Below are 18074 nucleotides of genomic sequence, written 5' to 3' on the forward strand. Positions count from 1 at the left end.
GTCAGACCCGGCTGCGGTTGGCCCCGCGCTCGGGCACGCCCGTGTGCTCGAAGCAGATGCGCGCGAGTTCCGCGATGCCCTCGCGGATGTGCTGGGGGCTCGGCAGGGCGAAGCACAGGCGCATGTGGCTCCTGGCCGATTCCGGGTCGCAGGCCCATTCCGGCCCCGGATTGAACGCCAGTCCCTGATCGAGCGCCGCCTTGGCGAAGGTCCGGACATCGACATGGTCCGGCAGCTTCAGCCACAGGAAGATGCCGCCCTCCGGCACGGAAAGTTCCGCGCTCGTGCCGAATTCCTCGCCGAGCGCCTCGATCAGCACGTCCAGCTTGGCGTGCAGCCCTGCGCGCAGGTCTTCGACATGATCGTCGAAGCGGGTCTCGACATAGTCGGCGACCACCATCTGGGCGAGCGCGCTGGAGCCGGCATCCGACTTGGTGGCGAGGATGCGCCCGAGCACGTCCCAGGCCGCGACGATGTAGCCAAGGCGCAGGGCCGGAGCGAGCGACTTGGAGAACGAACCGATATGGATGACCCGGTCGGGCGCCAGTGCGTAGAGCGCCGGCGGCCGCTCGCCTGACCAGACCAGGTCGGCATAGCACTCGTCCTCGAAGATCGGCACTCCATGGTCGCGCGACAGGGCGATCAGCCGGTGCCGTCGCTCCAGCGAGAGCACCGACCCGGTCGGGTTCTGGACGGTCGGGATCGTGTAGATGAACTTCGGCGTCACGCCCTCGGCCTTCAGCCGGCCGAGGATGGCTGCCAGCGCCTCCATGTCGAGCCCGCCGGCATCGAGCGGTGCCGGCACGATGCGCGCGCCCAGCTTCTGCAGCTTGGTGATCGCCCCGCCATAGGTAAAGGCCTCGACGATCACGGTGTCGCCCGGCGCCACGAACAGGTTGTTGACCAGATCCATGGCCTGCAGCGAGCCGGACGTGATCAGCACATCATCGACCGTGCAGGCGATGCCGCTGCGCTGCGCCAGCTTCCGGGCGACGAAGGCGCGCAGCCGGTCGTGGCCGAGCGGCGCCTGCCCGAGATTGTACATGCCCAGCAGGTGGCCGTTCTGGCTGAGCACGCGGGCCGCCGATTCGGCGAGCGCCTCGGCCGGCACCTGATCGGGATCATTGTGGCCATAGACGAAATTGTACTTCGGCAGACCGGCAAATCGTGGTGCCGGATCCGGCAGTCCGGGCCGGAACATCGTGCCGAGCGAAAAGCTGCCCGCAGGCGTCTGGCCATCCATGATCTGCTCCCTCCCCGGCCGCCGGCGGCGGCATCCGGCCCTCTGCCGGGGCCTCGCCTCCTGTTTGCGGTGAAGCGCGGGCATGGGCAAGGCCCGCGGCGCGGCAGCGGCCGTGCGGGTGGTGCAGACGTGGCTTCAGGCCGGGCCCGGCAGGGTGCCCGCCTCGGGCCAGACGACCGAGACCGGCGGCGCGGCCGACCATCCGTTGTCCTCGAAGGTAACGGCCTCGACCGCCACGCGGCCCGGTTCGATAGTCAGCCGGTTCCAGCTGTTGCGCTGGCCCCGCAACCGGTCCGAACAGGCCGTCCCCGCGTGGACGATCAGCACATCGCCAGGCTTTGCGACAACCTCGTCCGCCACGGTCCGCTCGCCATCGGAAGGGTTCCACAGGCTGACATGGCTGCGATGGCGATGGCCGGCGAGCACGAGGCTGCGCGGCTGGCGGGACAGCGCGGCCAGCACCTCCTCGGCGCGCGTGGCGAGGTGGTAGTCACGGTCGACATCGTTGCCGAATGCCACGGGATGATGCGCCACGATGGCCAGCGAACGGTGATCGGCCCCTGTCACGCCGAGCGACTCGACCTGCGCAGGACTGAACCGTCCGCGCGACCAGTTCAGATAGGGGCCGAACGGCCGGGCCGAGTTGACGCCCTTCAGGAACAGGACCGCGTCCGACCATTCCGGAGCGAGGCCGTCGGTGATCAGGCGTCGCCAGCGCCGGAATGGCCAGAACACCATCTCGAACGGCCGGTGACCGACGATGTCGTGATTGCCCGGCACCACGAGATAGGGCGCGGGCAGGCGATCGAGAAAGGCCCGGGCCTCCCCGAACTCGTGGAGGGTGGCGCGCTGCGTGAGGTCGCCGCTGATCGCGATCACATCGGGGGGCGCAGCCTCGAGGGCCGCGAGCAGCGCCTCGACCACTGCCGGTTGTTCGGTGCCGAAATGCAGGTCGGACAGATGCGCGACAACCGTCATGCGCGCCCGGATGCCGCCGGGGCGATAACCGTGAGCGCAGCCGGCCGGACCTCAAACCGCAGCGGCGTTTCCAGCTGCCGCACTTCCCCGTCGTTGAGCACGACCAGTCGTCGCCTGCGCGTCTCCACGGTCAACTCCGCAGTCTCGTGATAGCCGATGGCATCGTGCCGGCGCGCGCGCCCGGCCACAATGGCCGCGGCCATCCGGAACAGCGGGAAATAGCCGCTCTCGCGGGACGTGTGCACGGCCAGAATCCCGCCGTCGAGCCGCTCGCGCAGCGGCACCCGCGACACCGCTTCGGCGAAGGGATTGACCGAGACGATCACCCCGCGCGTCTCCTGCTGCCAGGATCGGCGGCCGCTCCGCAGCGTCAGCCGGGACGGACGCAGAGTCAGGGCCTTGAGGCCCGTTGTGAAGAAGGAGCCGACGGAGGCGACGAGGCGGCCGCGGGCCTCCTCCCGATAGCGCTGCAGCAGGGCGAGCGGTCCGATCACCGAGGTGCAGAGGAAGGCGCGGCCATTGACCACGCCGACATCGATCTGCCGGGGCGTGCCGGCGGCAAGCGCGGCGACCGCCTGGAGGGGATCGAGCGGAACGCCAAGATCGCGGGCGAGCTGGTTGACGGTTCCGGCGGGCACGACGGCGATGGCCGTCGCCGTGTCGAGAAAGGCCTCCGCCGCAGCGAGCACGGTCCCGTCTCCACCGACGACCACCAGCAGGTCCGGCGCGTCCTGACGACAGGCCTTGAGCGCCTCGGCCAGTCGCCCGCCACCCGCCATGAAAACGCGCGGATAGACGCCCGCTTGCGAGAGAGCCTCCACCGCCGCGTCCACGGCCGGGCTCGGGCCCTCGGTCAGACCCGAGGCCACATTGGCCAGGACCGCCGCCGTCAGGCCCTCGCCGAGGCCGAACAGGCCGGCTCCTGCATCACCGATCTGTTCTGCCATGGGATAGGGTTCCACCGATCAACCGGCCGCCGGAACTGGCGGCACAGCCGTCGTGACCGGAAAAACGGCGCAGCCGCCGGAAGGTTCCCTCTGCCTCAGGCGGGATCCTCCCGCACCGGCCGGTCGTCCGGGAAGAACAGCGCGGCGACGGCAATGATCAGGCAGACGGCCGCCAGCACCTGCAGGGTCAGCGTGAAGCCGCCGGTCCTGTGCAGCGCGGCGACCAGCGCCACCGCCCCCGCGCCGACCGTGAAGGTGATGGTGTAGCGGGCGGCGAAGGCCCGGGCGCGCCACTCGTCGCTGGTATATTTGCCGGTCATGGCGTCGTTGATGGTGACCTGCGCATACATGACCACCACGACCCCGGTCGCCGCCGCGAGCAGCGCCCAGTCACTGGCGTAGGAGGCAAGCAGCAGCAGCGGCGCGATGGCAAAGCCGACGGGCAGCAGGATCATGCGCAGCGAATAGCGGTCGATCAGGTTGCCGACGGTGAACTGCGCGAGCGCCCCGCACAGATAGACGAGAAAGCCGATGGTGCCGATCACCGCCGGCGCCGAGCCGAACATGCCGATCCGTTCCTCGATCAGCTTCGGCAGCGCGACCGTCACCGCGTTGAAGGTGATGCCGAGGGCAAAGGCGACCACCAGCAGGATGACGAAGACGCGCATCATCTCGGCCTTGCCGATGCGCGCCTGGTTGGAGGCCTTGGAGCCCATCCGCCGCTCGTTGCGCACCATCGCCATGAAGACAAGGCCGATACCGACGCTGGCAAGCCCCGGCACGACGAAGGCGGTGCGCCAGCCGAAGGCCTGCGCCAGCGCGCCGGTCAGCAGCGCCGACAGGGCGACGCCCATATTGCCCCAGACGCCGTTGATGCCGATCTCGCGGCCGAGCCGGTCCGCATGGGAGACCAGCATGGCCGTGCCCACCGGGTGATAGATGGCGCCGAAAGCCCCGATCGCGGTGAGGCCGATGGCGATCTCGGTCGGATTACGCGCAAGGCCGGTGGCCGCCACCGCCAGCCCGCCGCCGATGAAGAAGATCGCCATCATGTGGCGCCGGCTCCAGGCATCGCCGAGCCAGCCCGCCGGCAGGGACAGGGCGCCGAAGGCGATGAACCCGCCGAGCGCCAGCGGCAGCAACTCGCCGAAGGGGACGGAAAACTCCACCGCCATGGTGAGCACGGCGGTCGCGAAGATCAGCATGAACAGGTGATCCAGCGCGTGGGCGATGTTGATGAAGGTGATGACGGTCGAGGCGCGGTTCACGTCTGGTCGGCCTTCTGCTCAGGGCGGCGCAGAGTGGGCGATCAGACTGCGGGCGCCAAGCGACGCGCGCGCAGGGGCGGCCTGCATTCCCTCGGCCGGCGAACCCGGGCGGCCAGACCTGCCGAGGGGCCGGAAGACGGCCGCGCCAACGAAAAAGGGCCGCGCGGGCGGCCCTTGATCGAACGGAACGGCAGGCTTGCGGTCAGCGACGGCCGCGGGATGCCGCGCGCTGGCGGGCTGCGGCATAGGCCGCGATCTCGCGGATGATCTGCTGCGGACGGGCGGCCTTGCGGGCCTCCTCTTCCTCGAGGCGCTTCAGTTCGGCCTCTTCGGCCGCGATGCGCTCGGCTTCCTTGCGGGCAGCCTCCTCGATGGCAAGGCGCTCGGCCTCGGCGCGGCGCTCGGCCTCCTTGACGGCTTCGCGAGCGGCACGCGCTTCGGCAACCGCCTGACGCTCCATCATCCGGCGCTGGACTTCGGGATCGTCCGGGCCGGGACGGGTCTTGAACTTCTCCAGGAGAGCCTGCTTCGCCTTCAGGGAGTCTTCACGGCGAGCATTGAAGGTATGTTGCTGGAACGGCGACGGCAACGTGATGCGATCCTTCGGTTGATACCAATAACTGGGGCGGGGGCGGAGCGACCGCAACCTGGATCAAGCCGCGCGCGGCTCAAGACCCGATCTTCGATCACTGCGGAAATACAAAACCACGCCCGCTGCGTCAATGTCCAACCACGTTTGGGTGACAGCATGTTGACGCAGGGCAGCTCTTTCCTGAACTTATCGCAAAGGAAGCCTAACCGGCGCGCCCGAGAACCCGCAGCAGATCCTGCCGGACCTCCTCGATATGGCCGATGAGGAAGCGGCAGCCCTCCTCCACCTTGCCCGCCTTGCACAGCGCGATCAGATGGGCGTGATCCTGCTGGGCCTTGCCCATGGCGGCCGTGCTGGAAAGCTGGACGCGGGTGTAGCGGTCGCTGGTCTGCAGCAGGGCGCTGACGATGGCCCGGGTGCGCGGCTGCACCGCCCTGGCATAGAGCGCCATGTGAAACTCGGCGTTGAGAAGCCCCCACCGGCTGACGTCATTGGCGCGGATGGCGCTGACGAACCGGTTCTGGATGAAGTCGAGCATGGCGAGGTCCTCCGCGCCAAACTGCGTCGCCGAGGCCGCGAACAGGCGCGGCTCCAGGATGGTCCTCAGATCGAAGACGTCGTTGATCTCGTCGATCGACAGTTCGGACACCACCGCGCCCTTGTGCGGCAGGATGCGCACCAGCCCCTCGGCCTCCAATTGGAACAGGGCCTCGCGCACGGGGATGCGGCTCACGCCATAGGTTTCGGCCAGCGCATCCTGGCGCAACTGCGTGCCGGCCGGATGCGAGCCGTCGAGAATCGCCTGCCTGAGACGATCCACGATGGCAGCCGAGAGGGTGCGGTGCTGGAGCTGCGCGGTCATCGATTCGGTACCCTAGGGCAGAAACGGTGAATTCTCTATTGACTCGCATATTGTATAAAATCTACGCTTCTGACCAGCCGCATTGACGCAACCCTCCCCACCGGGAGAACCAATGACTGACCAGGCGACCATCCGACCCGTTCCTGCCGCGCCCTGCCGGGCGGTGATCTGGCTGTCGGAGCGCCTGCTGGGCATCGAGCGCCTGGCCATCATGGGCCTGATGGCCCTCCTGACGACACTGATCCTGCTCAATGTGGGCACGCGCTATGCCGGGCGGCCGATCTACTGGATCGACGAATCGGCGGTCTATGCCGTGGTCTGGCTGACCTTCATCGGCGCCTCGGCCATGACGCGGCTGAGGCTCGACTTCGCCGTCACCATGCTCACCGACAAGCTGTCCGAGGGTCTGCGGCGGCGCGCCAAGGTGGTCGCCACGACCCTCGTCGCGGTCTTCTCCATCTCTCTCTGCGTCATGTGCTGGCTGTGGATGGACCCGGTCGGCATCGCGCGGGCCGGGTTCGATGCCCGGGAGTTCGCGGCTGCGACCTTCAACTTCCTCTACACCGAGCGGACCCAGACGCTGAACTGGCCGACCTGGGTGCTCTACACGATCCTGCCCCTCTTCGCCGTCTCCATGACGATCCATGCGCTGGCCAACCTGCTCGAGGACCTCGGGCTGGTGGCGAAGGTCGAGCATCCGGGCTTCTCGCTCGGTGCGGCCGATGCGGTGAACTGACATGATCACCACCAGCGCCTTCGTCATCCTCATGCTGGTCGGCGTGCCGATCGGCCTGTGCCTGTGCCTTGCCGGCATCGTGTTCATCCTGGCCTCCGGCAATCCGCTCCTCTTCCAGACCTATCCGCTCCAGCTTTTCGGCGGCGTTGACAGCTATGGGCTCATCGCCATCCCGCTGTTCATCCTGATCGGCGAGGTGATGAATGGCGGTGGCATCACCCAGCGCATCGTCCAGATGGCGACCGCCTTTGTCGGCGCACTGCGCGGTGGGCTCGCCTATGTGAACCTGCTCGCCAACATGTTCGTCTCCTCCATCCTCGGCTCGGCCACCGCGCAGGTGGCGATCATGGCGCAGATCATGGTCCCGGAAATGGAGAAGAAGGGCTACGACAAGACCTTCGCCGCGGGGCTGACGGCCTATGGCGGCATGCTCGGGCCGATCATTCCGCCCTCGGTCATGTTCGTCGTCTACAGCGTGCTCGCCCAGGTTTCGGTCAGCGACATGCTGATCGCCGGCATCATCCCCGGACTGCTGCTGACCGGCTTCTTCTTTGCCGTCATCGCCGCCATGGGCTGGGTCTATGCCTACCCGCGCGGCGAGAAGATGAGCCTCGGCCAGCGCGTACGCACCGTCCTCGGCGGCCTCCCGGCGCTCATCATCCCGGTCGTCATTGTCGGGTCCATCCTCAGCGGCTTGGCCAATGCCACCGAGGCGGCGGCCGTAGGCGCGGTCGCGGCGGTCCTGATCGGCCGCTACTGGACCCGGGAGCTCACCTTCTCGCAACTGCCCACCATGCTGCTGCGCGCGGGCGTGTTCGCCGCCATCGTGCTGTTCCTGGTGGCCGCGGCCTCGGTGTTCTCCTGGATCCTGATCTACGGGAAAGTGCCGCAGGAGGCCGCCGCCTGGATCCAGTCGGTCGCCAAGGACCCGGTCAGCTTCATGCTCCTGGTCAACATCATCCTGCTGGTCATCGGCACGGTGATCGACGGGGTGCCCGGCCTGATCATGGCGGTGCCGATCCTGCTGCCCATCGCCACCGAGGTCTATGGCATCGACCCCCGGCATTTCGGCGTGGTTGTGGTGGTCAATCTGGTGCTCGGGCTGCTGTCCCCGCCGGTCGGCCTGTCCTTCTTCGTCGCCGCAGCCGTCACCGGGGCCAAGCCCGGCAAGATGTTCCTCGTCACCCTGCCCTTCTTCATCGTCGCCTGCGTCCTGCTGGTGGTGCTGTCCATCTTCCCGTCGCTGTCGACGGCGCTGATCAAGTGAATGCGCATGCCCCCTGCCAACCGTCCTTCTGTCTCAAGGAGCCTCCCATGACATTCTCCCGCCGCAGCTTCCTCGCCGCCTCCGCCGGTGTTGCCATGCCGCTGGGCGCGCCCTCGCTCGCGCTCGCGCAGGCGCGTGAATTCCGCCTCGGCATCCTCACCCCGCCCGGCCATCCCTGGAACCGCGCGGCGCTGAAGGTCGGCGAGACGCTGAAGGCCGAGACCAACGGCCGCCTGTCGCTTACCGTGTTCCATGCCGGCCAGCTCGGCAACGAGGCTGCCATGCTGCAGCAGATGCAGTCCGGCGCCCTCGACATGGGCTGGATCATGGCGGCCGAGCTCGGCTCGCGCGTGCCCACCATCGCCGCCATCACCGCCCCCTACGTGGTCGATTCCACGCCGAAGATCGCCAAGCTCGTCCGCCATCCGGTGGCGATGAAGCTGTTCGACGTGCTGCCGCGCGAGACCGGCACGGTCGGCCTTGCCTGGGGCATCACCGGCATGCGCGCCATCTTCTCGGCCCGGGACATCTCCAGGCTGGCCGATATCCGCGGCATGAAGCTGCGCATTAACCCCACCCCGGTCTATCGCGACTTCTACCAGTCGCTCGGCGCCGCCCCGACGCCGATCCCGACCCCCGCGGTGTTCGACGCCATGTCCAACGGCCAGGTCGACGGCCTCGAGGCGGATCTCGAGTTCTCCTGGAACCAGCGCTTCGACCGCGTCTCCAAGGTCATCCTGATGATGAACGCCGTGTTCATGCCGGTCATCGCGCTCGTCTCCGGCCGTGTCTGGACGACGCTGCCGGCGGCCGACCGCGAGATCATCACCCGGGCGGTCAAGGCGGCCCTCGACATCCAGATCGACGAGCTGGCCGTCAACGAGCCGAAGCTGGTCGAACAGTTCAAGGCCGGCCCGGCGCAGGTGCGCGTCGCCGACCCGAAGGACGCCGAGGCTGTGGTCGCCGAGTTCGACAAGCTCTGGCTGCCCAAGGCCCCTGTCCTCGCCGAACTGCGCCAGGTCGGCCGCACGCTCTGACAGCCTCGCGCTGCCTCGTCATGCCCGGCCCTGTGCCGGGCATCCACGCATTCTGGCCGCTGCAAGACACGTCGTGGATCCCCGGCCCTGTGCCGGGGATGACGAACCTCGCGCACGGCCTTTCATCCGAACCTGGCTGTTCCCGCACGAAGCTGCCGGCAGCACGATCCCCGACTGGAGTTACCCCATGGCACCCCGCATTTCCTGGGAAGGCGTCTTTCCGGCCGTCACCACCCAGTTCCACGACGACCTCTCGCTGGACATCGACGCCACGGCGAAGGTCATGGACAACCTGATCCGCGACGGCGTCTCCGGCCTCATCGTCTGTGGCTCGGTCGGCGAAAACACCTCGCTCGCGCGATCGGAGAAGATCCAGGTCATGGAGACGGCCCGGTCGGTCGCCGCCGGCCGCGTGCCGGTGCTTTGCGGTATCGCCGAGTTCACCACCGCCTTCGCGGTCGAGACCGCCAAGGAGGCCGCGCGCATCGGCATCGATGGCATCATGGTCATGCCGGCGCTGGTCTATTCGTCGAAGCCGCACGAGACCGCGCAGCATTTCCGCACCGTGGCCACCGCCACCGACCTGCCGGTGATGCTCTACAACAACCCGCCGATCTACAAGAACGACGTCACGCCTGACATTCTGGTCTCGCTGGCCGATGTCGACACCGTCGTCTGCTTCAAGGATTCCTCCGGCGACACGCGCCGCTTCATCGACACCCGCAACATGGTCGGCGACCGCTTCGTGCTGTTCGCGGGCCTCGACGACGTCATCGTCGAGAGCGTCGCCATGGGTGCGGTCGGCTGGGTCTCGGGCATGTCCAATGCCTTCCCGCGCGAGGGCGAGACGCTGTTCCGCCTCGCGCGCGCGGGCCGCTACGCCGAGGCCATGCCGCTCTACGAGTGGTTCATGCCCCTCCTTCATCTCGATGCCCGCCCGGACCTCGTCCAGTGCATCAAGCTCTGCGAGAACATCATGGGCCGCGGCACGGCGCTCACCCGTCCGCCGCGCCTTGCCCTGCTGCCGCATGAGAAGGCCGAGGTCGAGGCGATGATGGCCAAGGCGCTCGCCAATCGGCCGAAGCTGCCGGAAGTCGGCCTGAAGGCTGCCGCCTGACGTGGCAGGTCGCCCCGTTTGCCGGCCGTTAATCACGGCCGGCGACGGGCCATGACGGTTAAGGTCCTGTTGAGACGACCGGCGCATCTGTCCCGCGGAAGCGAGGATCCGATGCCCTGCCCGAACGCCCCGTTCAGCATGCCCACATGGCGCGTGACGCGCTGGCTGACGGACACAGGGCGCGACGTGCCGGACGACATCCGCCGCGCCATGGTCGGCAGCCTGTTCACCTCGCTGCCTGTCTTCATCGCAGGCCTTGTCAATTCGCTCATGGTCGCGGCCATCGTGACCGCCCTGCACCCCCAGCCGGCCTTCATCCTCTGGCTCGCGGCCGAGGCCCTCGTCTGCGGCTGGCGGCTGGCGGTGCTGGTGCGCGCCCACCGTCTTGCCGCCCTCGGCGAGCGGACGCCGACCGACATCTATCTGGTGCTGGCACTCGCCTGGAGCGCAACCATCGGGCTTGGCGCCTTCGTCAGCCTGACGATGGGCAGTTGGCCGGCAGCTGTGCTGGCCTGCATCTCCGTGACCGCCATGATCGGCGGAATGTGCTTCCGCAATTTCGCGGCCCCGCGGCTCACGCTGGCGATGATGGCCCTGTCGCTGATCCCGCTGGCGGCCGGAGCACTGGTCACCGGCCAATGGGTCCTGATCGCCGTCGCCGTGCAGGTCCCGCTCTACCTTGCCGGCATGGGCCAGGCCGCCTACCGGCTGAAGGACATGCTCGTCACCACCATGAAGGCCGAGCGTGACAACCGGTACCTCGCCCGCCACGACGCGCTGACCGGGCTGACCAACCGCACTGGCCTGATCCAGGCGCTGGAGGAACGGCTCGCGGGGCGGCCGGGTGAGCCCGGTGCCCGTCTGGCCGTGCTCTATCTCGATCTCGACGGCTTCAAGCAGGTCAATGACCGGTTCGGCCATGCCGCCGGCGATGCCGTTTTGCGGGTCGTCGCCGAGAGGCTGAACGCGGTCGCGCGCGCGGGCGATGTCACGGCCCGCATCGGCGGCGACGAGTTCGTTCTGATCGCCGACGAGGTCGATGCTGCGGGAGCCCTCGCGATGGGCGAACGCCTGATCGGCAGGATCGCCACCACCTACGCGCTGGGAGGCGGCGCAAGTGCCTCGATCGGCGTCAGCGTCGGCATCGCCTGCGCTCCCGACCATGGAGCCTGCGTGTCGGAACTGCTCGCCCTTGCCGACGCCGCCCTCTATCTGGCCAAGGCCAAGGGCAAGTCGCGCTGCGCCGTGGCCGACGAGGCGGTTCAGGCCGGCCGCACCTTGCATTCGATCCTGGCGGCGGCTGACAATGACACCGCGGCGGGCCGGCGGCAGGCAAGACCGGCCGCCTGACCCGGCCCCTGCCCGTCTGACGAGCCATGCCCCGCTACACCTTTTCCTGCATCGACGGTCACACCTGCGGCAATCCCGTCCGCGTCATCATCGGCGGGTCCGTCCCCCGGCTGGCCGGCGCCACCATGTTCGAGCGCCGGCAGGACTTTCTCGCCCATCACGACTGGATCCGCACCAGCCTGATGTTCGAGCCGCGCGGCCACGACATGATGTCCGGCTCGATCCTCTATCCGCCGGCGCGGCCGGACTGCGATGTGGGCATCCTGTTCATCGAGACCTCCGGCTGCCTGCCCATGTGCGGCCACGGCACCATCGGCACGGTGACCACCATCATCGAGCACGGCCTGGTGACGCCGAGGCAGCCGGGCCTGCTGCGGCTCGACACGCCGGCCGGGCTCGTCGAGGCCCGCTATGTCCAGAACGGCCCCTTCGTGGACAGCGTCAGGATCACCAACGTGCCCTCGTTCCTGCTGGGACGCGGCTACGCGGTCGATGTCGAAGGGCTCGGCCCGCTGACGGTCGATGTCGCCTATGGCGGCAATTTCTACGCCATCGTCGAGCCGCAGACAGGCTACGGCGACCTCGACGACCTGCAACCGTCCGAGGTGATCCGCTTCTCCGGCCTGCTGCGCACGGCCTTCAATGCGCGGCATGCCATCGTTCACCCCGAGAACCCGGCGCTCGACAGGCTGACCCATGTGATGTGGACGGGTGCTCCGCGGAACGGCGGAACGGCCCGCAATGCCGTGTTCTATGGCGACAAGGCCATCGACCGGTCGCCCTGCGGCACGGGCACCTCCGCGCGCATGGCCCAGCTTGCCGCCACCGGCCGGCTGACCGAGGGCGAGGACTTCGTCCACGAATCGATCATCGGCTCGACCTTCACCGGCCGCATCGAGGGGCGTGCGACGGTCGGTGACCGCGAGGCCATCATCCCGTCCATCGAGGGCTGGGCGCGGGTCACCGGCCTGAACACCATCGTCGTCGATGACCGCGACCCCTACTGGCAGGGCTTCCAGCTTGCCGATGGCTAGGAGCAGGCCGGCCGCTCAGTTCGGCGCGAGCACCGCATAGGACGTCGAATAGGGCTCGATGCGCATGATGCCGGCGGCAAAGATGCCGACCTGGGCGACCGGCGCCATGACCAGCGCCCCGTCCGGGCCGCGGCTCACGGCATAACGCCAGACCGTCATCTGACCCTCCGAGGCGACTTTCCTGGAGATGGCCTCGGCATGCGAACCACCGCCGAGCGCCTGCAGTTCGGCCGTCAGGAGGCCGATGAAGATCTCGTCGCGCGGACCGACGACCTTGAACAGGGTCACTGTCGGCAGCGGCACCATGGCCCGCGCCGATCCCGAGAAGAGCGTCGCGGCGGCGAGGGCGCCGAACAGCACGGTGCGGCGGGCGGAAGGGGCGGCGGTCATGACAAGGCTCCTGAGGCGCCGCAGGTCGTGGCTGAACGGTTGCGGACTGATGCCGCCGGCATGTTTCAGCCGGATTGTTCGCCTTCGACCCTGCATTTCCAGCCAGCAATCCGGCTGCAGGGCACGCACCTCCTCTTGCCGCTTGACAGCGCCGGCCTTCGAAACGTTTATGTAATAACATTACATATCATTGGCCTTCGGGCTGGAGTGCCCATGCCCATCCGCCCTGCCCTTGCCTCGGCCGCAAGCCTTGCCGTCCTGATCCTTGCCGCCGGCCCCGTCGCAGCCCAGACGACCCTGCCCGAAATCCTGATCGAAGCGCCCCGGACGGAGGATCGCGGCACGGCCGCTCTGCGTGAGGGCGAGCTTGCGGTGATCGACCGCGCCTTCGTGCCGGTCACGGTGGTCCCCGAGGGCGAGATCCAGCGCAATGGCGGCCGCACGCTCGGCGACCAGCTGTTCGCGCTGCCCGGCATCACTGGCTCGAGCTTTGCGCCGGGCGCAGCCTCACGGCCGGTTATCCGCGGCCTCGACAATGCCAGGGTCCGCGTTCAGGAAAACGGCATCGGCGCGCAGGACGTCTCCGACCTGTCGGAGGACCACGCGGTGCCGCTCGATCCCATGGCGGCCGAGCGCATCGAGGTGATCCGCGGTCCGGCGGCCCTGCGGTTCGGCTCGCAGGCGATCGGCGGCGTGGTCAACATCACCAACGAGCGCATCCCGACGCGCCTTGGCCGCGACGGCGCCTCGGGCATGGCGACCGGCGGCGTCAACTCCGCCGATGGCGGGCTTGAGGGCGCCGCACGGGTGCGCGCGACCTCCGGCAACTGGGCGTTCTCCGGCGACGTGTTCGGCCGCAATGCCGGCGACTACGCCATTCCCGGCGGCCGGCAGGCCAACTCCTTCTCCAATGCCTTCGGCGCCTCGTTCGGCGCCTCCTACTTCTTCGACCGCGGCTATATCGGTGCGGCCATCTCGCATTTCCGCGCGCTCTACGGCATTCCGGGAACGGAATCGGCGCCCGACGGCGTGCGCATCGGCATGCAGCAGACGCGCCTCACCGCCAAGGGCGAGATCCGGTTCGACGGCCATGTGGTCGACACCGTCCGGTTCTGGCTCGGCGGCTCGATCTATCGCCACAACGAGCAGCATCTCGACATGGGTGCCTTCGAGACTGCGGCCACCTTCCGCAACGAGGAGGTCGAGGGCCGCGTCGAGACCGTGTTCCGGCCGCTTGCAACGCCCGTCGGCACGCTGAACTCGGTGTTCGGTGTCCAGTTCGGCGCCGGCAATCTCTCGACCGCGGGCGAGGCCGGCGGACTGATCGCGCCGGCTGCCACGCGCACGGCAGCGGCCTTCCTGTTCAACGAGCTTGCCCTGACGCCGGCCACCCGGGCCCAGGCCTCGCTGCGGATCGAACACGCCCGCATCGCCGGCACGGGAACGATCTTCCCCGGCTTCGACGGCGGCGCGGGCGTGCCGGTGGAATTCGCCGCGGGGCGGTCGTTCACGCCGATGAGCGTCAGCCTCGGCTTGCTGCAGGACCTGCCCTTCGGCATGGTGGCGAGCCTCACCGGCCAGTATGTCGAGCGCGCGCCGCGTGCCCAGGAGCTCTATTCGCGCGGCCCGCACGAGGCCTCCGGCACGTTCGAGATCGGCAATCCGAACCTGACGAAGGAAACCGCCACCTCCATCGAGATCGGGCTGCGGCGCGCGCAGGGGCCGGTCCGCTTCGATGCCACCGCCTATTACGCGCGCTATTCCGGCTTCATCTACAAGCAGCTGACCGGCCTGACCTGCGACGACGACTTCGCCTCCTGCGGCTCGGGCGGCGGCACCGAACTGCGCCAGCTGGCCTTCGCCCAGCAGAACGCGACGTTCTACGGCGCCGAGGTTCGCGGCCAGCTCGACATCGGCGAGGTTGCCGGCGGCACCTTCGGCGTCGAGGGGCGCTACGACTTCGTCCATGCCCGCTTCGCCGACGGCACCAATGCCCCGCGCATCCCGCCCCACCGGCTCGGCGGCGGCCTCTACTGGCGCAACGAGGCCTGGTTCGCCCGCGTGACGCTGCTCCACGCATTCGCCCAGACCCGCATCGCCGCCGATGAGACGCCGACCCCCGGCTACAACCTCCTCAATGCGGAGTTGAGCTACCGCATGGCCCTGCGCCCCGGTGCCGGAGCCCGCAGCGTCACCTTCGGCCTTGTCGGCACCAACCTCCTGGACGAGACCATCCGCAACCATGTCTCGTTCAAGAAGGACGAGGTGGTGATGCCCGGCCGTTCGGTGCGCTTCTTCACGACCGTCAGGTTCTGACCGAGCCGCCGGCCCTCTCCTGCGTCAGGCCTGTCCGGCGCGGACCTCGCGCGGCGTTCGGCCGGCGAAGCGGCGGAAGGCGCGATAGAAGGTCGGAAGGCTCTCGAAGCCGCACGCAAAGGCGAGGTCGGCGATGGATTCGGCCGGCCGCGCCGCGAGCCGCCGGCAGGCCATGTCGATGCGCATGCCGGTAAGCGTGGTCTGGAAGCTGCGACCCGTGGGCTCGAACACGATGTGGAGCTGGCGCAACGAGATGCCGAGGGCGGTCGCGACCGCCTCCGGTGCCAGTCCGGCGCGGTGCAGGTTCCGCCGCATGATCCTGACGGCGGCAAGGTGGTGGCCGGCCCTTAGCGCCTGCCGGCTTTCGCGGGAACCGGCCGGTACGGCACCACGCGCCAGCAGGGCCAGCCGGGCGATGACAGCGACCGAGCCTTCCGCCACCTCGGGGGCGAGGGACGGCGCCTCCTCGATCAGAGCCGAGGCGGCGGCGTCCACCAGCATCGACAGGCGGTCGTCCTGCGCCGGCGCGAAATGCAGCCGCCCCGCCGCCTCCCGCCCCTCGCCGATCCGCCCGAGCGGGATGCGCAGCATGTGGGCATGGAAATCGCCGGTGGTGGCGGGCGTTGCCTGTGACGGCAGGTTCGCATGGCCGATCATCACGGCGCCGACATCGACGAAGGCCTGTCCGGCCAGCGTGTCGCACCAGCCGGGTCCGGCGACCTGCAGGCCGATGATCAGACTGTCGTTCGGCACGCGGGCGATGTCCGCCTCGGTGCGGCTGACCTGGTAGGCCGAAGCGTTCAGCGAGGCGAGCGTCGCACCGCCCACCTCGGTTGCCGAGAAGCGGCCATGGAAGGCCGGGCGGTGCTCCGGCGGCAGTTCGATCGTCACGCCGAACAGCTGCCGGCCGCGCTCCTCGCGCCAGAAATCGAACCGCCTGTGGGGCGGCAGGGAATCGGTCGACCAGGTGAGCATGGAGCAGGAGGCGTCGGGGGATCGGGCGCAGACTTGACCATGCCGGCCTGCACGGTGCAACGCCCTGCGGCGCCGACCCGTGTCGACTCGCATGCCTCTTCGGCGGATGGCTCCGGACGGCATGGCGTGCCAATCTCGGCGACGGATGAAACCGCCCAGCGCCAGCGGAGGGACAACAATGCCCCGCCACGCCCCCTCGACCCGCCTTGTCACCCACGAGGTGACCAACCAGCCGCCGGATTTCGCCGGGCGGAACCTCTACACCTCCGATCCGGTCCTGCGGGACTGGGCCCGCCGCGAGGGCGGCGAATGGGTCGATGCCCCGCTCGCCGCGCTCGGCGCCGATGTCGGCACCGAGGAGGTGCTGCAATGGGGCGAGGAGGCCAACCGTCATCCGCCCGAACTGACCGTGTTCGACCGCTACGGCAGGCGCATCGACGAGGTGCGGTTCCATCCCAGCTACCACCGGCTGATGGACCTGGCGATGGGCCACCGCATCCATTCCATCGCCTGGGCCGAGGACCGGCCGGGCAGCCATGTCGCCCATGCCGCCATGCTCGCCCTGTTCACCGAGGCCGAACAGGGCACGATGTGCCCGATCTCGATGACCTATGCCTCGGTGCCGGCCCTTCGTCACAACCCGGCCGTGGCGGCCGAATGGGTGCCGAAGATCGTCGCCGGCTGCTACGACGCGCCGCTCGCGCCGATCGCGGAAAAACGCGGCGTCACGGTCGGCATGGCCATGACCGAAAAGCAGGGCGGCAGCGACGTGCGCGCCAACACCACCCGGGCCTATCCCGACGGCGACGCCTTCCGACTGGTCGGCCACAAATGGTTCTGCTCGGCGCCGATGTGCGACGGCTTCCTGACCCTCGCCAACACCGGGGCCGGCCTCACCTGTTTCCTGGTTCCGCGCATCCGCCCCGACGGCGAGCGCAACACGCTCCACGTCATGCGGCTGAAGGACAAGCTCGGCAACAGGTCCAACGCATCCTCCGAGATCGAATATCACGACACCCATGCGGTCCTGCTCGGCGCGGAGGGGCGCGGCGTCCAGACCATCATCGAGATGGTCCACCACACCCGGCTCGACACCATTTCCGGGACCATCGGCATCATGCGCATGGCGCTGGCCCAGGCCCACCACCACGTCGCCAACCGCCGCGCCTTCCAGAAGACGCTGATCGACCAGCCGGCCATGCGGGCGGTGATCGCCGACCTTGCGCTGGAATACGAGGCGGCGGTGGCGCTGACCCTGCGGGTGGCGCGCGCCTTTTCGGAAACCGGCGACAGCGAGCGTGCCTTCGCCCGCCTCGCCGTGGCGGCGGCCAAATACTGGCTCACCAAGCGCAACCCGAACTTCGTCTACGAATGCATGGAGTGCCATGGCGGCGCCGGCTATGTGGAGGAGAGCCCGCTGCCGCGCCTGTTCCGGGAATCGCCGCTCAACGCCATCTGGGAGGGGTCGGGCAATGTCATCGCGCTCGACATCCTGAGGACGCTGGGGCGCGAGCCGGCGGCGCGCGATGCCTTCGCCGCGGAAGCGATGGCCGCCCGCGGGCAGAACCCGCTGCTCGACGCCGCCATGGAGGATGTCGCCGCACGGCTGAAGGCGGTGCCGGCAGAGGCCGATGCCCGGCGCATCGCCGAGCGCATGGCGCTGGTGCTGCAGGGCTCGCTGCTGGTGCGCCACGCACCGGCCGCGGTGGCGGACGCCTTCATCGCCACCCGCCTCGGCGATGAGGGGGCGCGCAGCTTCGGCGTCCTGCCGAAGGGCGTGGATCTCGATGCCATCGTGGCGAGGGTTCAGGCCTGACGCTCCCTCGAGCTCGCTGGCTTCAGAATATAATATTTCCTATTATCGGAAAATCATCCTTGACAGCGTGACGCTGGTCAGGCATGATTCCGGCATATTCGAAAGCTGCGCCTTCCGGCCGCAGCACTCTCCCGAAGGACGGGTGG

General features: G+C 68.7%; 16 protein-coding genes. 8 read left to right on the forward strand and 8 right to left on the reverse strand.

Annotated elements, in window-relative coordinates:
- Nucleotide 1 precedes the first annotated feature (1 nt).
- From ACTIFS_RS13735 to ACTIFS_RS13760, 6 genes are all read right to left on the reverse strand, one after another.
- On the reverse strand, nt 2-1243 hold the full coding sequence (locus ACTIFS_RS13735) for a PLP-dependent aminotransferase family protein (protein ID WP_439574677.1): 1242 nt from the start codon (nt 1241-1243) through the stop codon (nt 2-4).
- A 135-nt stretch (nt 1244-1378) separates the two neighbouring features.
- On the reverse strand, nt 1379-2221 hold the full coding sequence (locus tag ACTIFS_RS13740) for a metallophosphoesterase family protein (protein WP_439574678.1): 843 nt from the start codon (nt 2219-2221) through the stop codon (nt 1379-1381).
- Entirely contained in the window at nt 2218-3168 is a 951-nt protein-coding gene (locus ACTIFS_RS13745; RefSeq protein ID WP_439574679.1) for a diacylglycerol/lipid kinase family protein, read from the reverse strand. The genes ACTIFS_RS13740 and ACTIFS_RS13745 overlap by 4 nt, the downstream gene beginning before the upstream one ends.
- Nucleotides 3169-3263: 95 nt before the next feature.
- Nucleotides 3264-4436, reverse strand: coding sequence for an MFS transporter (locus ACTIFS_RS13750; protein ID WP_439574680.1), 1173 nt, complete (start codon nt 4434-4436; stop codon nt 3264-3266).
- A gap of 202 nt (nt 4437-4638) precedes the next feature.
- Nucleotides 4639-5025, reverse strand: a complete 387-nt coding sequence (locus ACTIFS_RS13755; protein WP_439574681.1) for a DUF6481 family protein — start codon at nt 5023-5025, stop codon at nt 4639-4641.
- Nucleotides 5026-5230: 205 nt separating this feature from the next.
- On the reverse strand, nt 5231-5890 hold the full coding sequence (locus ACTIFS_RS13760) for a GntR family transcriptional regulator (RefSeq protein WP_439574682.1): 660 nt from the start codon (nt 5888-5890) through the stop codon (nt 5231-5233).
- A gap of 112 nt (nt 5891-6002) precedes the next feature.
- Here ACTIFS_RS13760 and ACTIFS_RS13765 point away from each other — a divergent pair, with 112 nt between their 5' ends.
- The 6 genes from ACTIFS_RS13765 (at nt 6003) to ACTIFS_RS13790 (ending at nt 12431) form a co-directional block, all read left to right on the forward strand.
- Nucleotides 6003-6626, forward strand: a complete 624-nt coding sequence (locus ACTIFS_RS13765; RefSeq protein ID WP_439574683.1) for a TRAP transporter small permease — start codon at nt 6003-6005, stop codon at nt 6624-6626.
- 1 nt (nt 6627) lies between these two features.
- A complete protein-coding gene (locus ACTIFS_RS13770; protein ID WP_439574684.1) occupies nt 6628-7893 on the forward strand; it encodes a TRAP transporter large permease in 1266 nt (421 codons plus the stop codon).
- A 47-nt stretch (nt 7894-7940) separates the two neighbouring features.
- Nucleotides 7941-8930 (forward strand): TRAP transporter substrate-binding protein, encoded by a 990-nt coding sequence (locus ACTIFS_RS13775; RefSeq protein ID WP_439574685.1) that lies wholly within the window; start codon nt 7941-7943, stop codon nt 8928-8930.
- Nucleotides 8931-9117: 187 nt separating this feature from the next.
- Nucleotides 9118-10047, forward strand: a complete 930-nt coding sequence (locus ACTIFS_RS13780; protein ID WP_439574686.1) for a dihydrodipicolinate synthase family protein — start codon at nt 9118-9120, stop codon at nt 10045-10047.
- A 138-nt stretch (nt 10048-10185) separates the two neighbouring features.
- Entirely contained in the window at nt 10186-11397 is a 1212-nt protein-coding gene (locus tag ACTIFS_RS13785) for a diguanylate cyclase (RefSeq protein ID WP_439574687.1), read from the forward strand.
- A 26-nt stretch (nt 11398-11423) separates the two neighbouring features.
- Nucleotides 11424-12431: a 4-hydroxyproline epimerase gene (locus ACTIFS_RS13790; RefSeq protein ID WP_439574688.1), complete on the forward strand. Its 1008-nt coding sequence runs from the start codon at nt 11424-11426 to the stop codon at nt 12429-12431.
- Between the two features lie 15 nt (nt 12432-12446).
- On the opposite strand, the gene ACTIFS_RS13795 is transcribed toward ACTIFS_RS13790, so the two are convergent.
- A complete protein-coding gene (locus ACTIFS_RS13795; protein WP_439574689.1) occupies nt 12447-12821 on the reverse strand; it encodes a hypothetical protein in 375 nt (124 codons plus the stop codon).
- Nucleotides 12822-13034: 213 nt separating this feature from the next.
- On the opposite strand from ACTIFS_RS13795, the gene ACTIFS_RS13800 reads away from it, so the two are divergent.
- A complete protein-coding gene (locus ACTIFS_RS13800; RefSeq protein ID WP_439574690.1) occupies nt 13035-15137 on the forward strand; it encodes a TonB-dependent receptor in 2103 nt (700 codons plus the stop codon).
- A 24-nt stretch (nt 15138-15161) separates the two neighbouring features.
- On the opposite strand, the gene ACTIFS_RS13805 is transcribed toward ACTIFS_RS13800, so the two are convergent.
- On the reverse strand, nt 15162-16112 hold the full coding sequence (locus ACTIFS_RS13805; protein ID WP_439574691.1) for a helix-turn-helix domain-containing protein: 951 nt from the start codon (nt 16110-16112) through the stop codon (nt 15162-15164).
- Between the two features lie 178 nt (nt 16113-16290).
- Here ACTIFS_RS13805 and ACTIFS_RS13810 point away from each other — a divergent pair, with 178 nt between their 5' ends.
- Complete coding sequence (locus ACTIFS_RS13810) at nt 16291-17928, forward strand: acyl-CoA dehydrogenase family protein (RefSeq protein ID WP_439574692.1); 1638 nt, start codon at nt 16291-16293, stop codon at nt 17926-17928.
- The last annotated feature ends 146 nt before the right edge of the window (nt 17929-18074 follow it).

The organism is Phreatobacter sp. (genome assembly GCF_051860605.1).
Classification (GTDB): Bacteria; Pseudomonadota; Alphaproteobacteria; order Rhizobiales; family Phreatobacteraceae; genus Phreatobacter.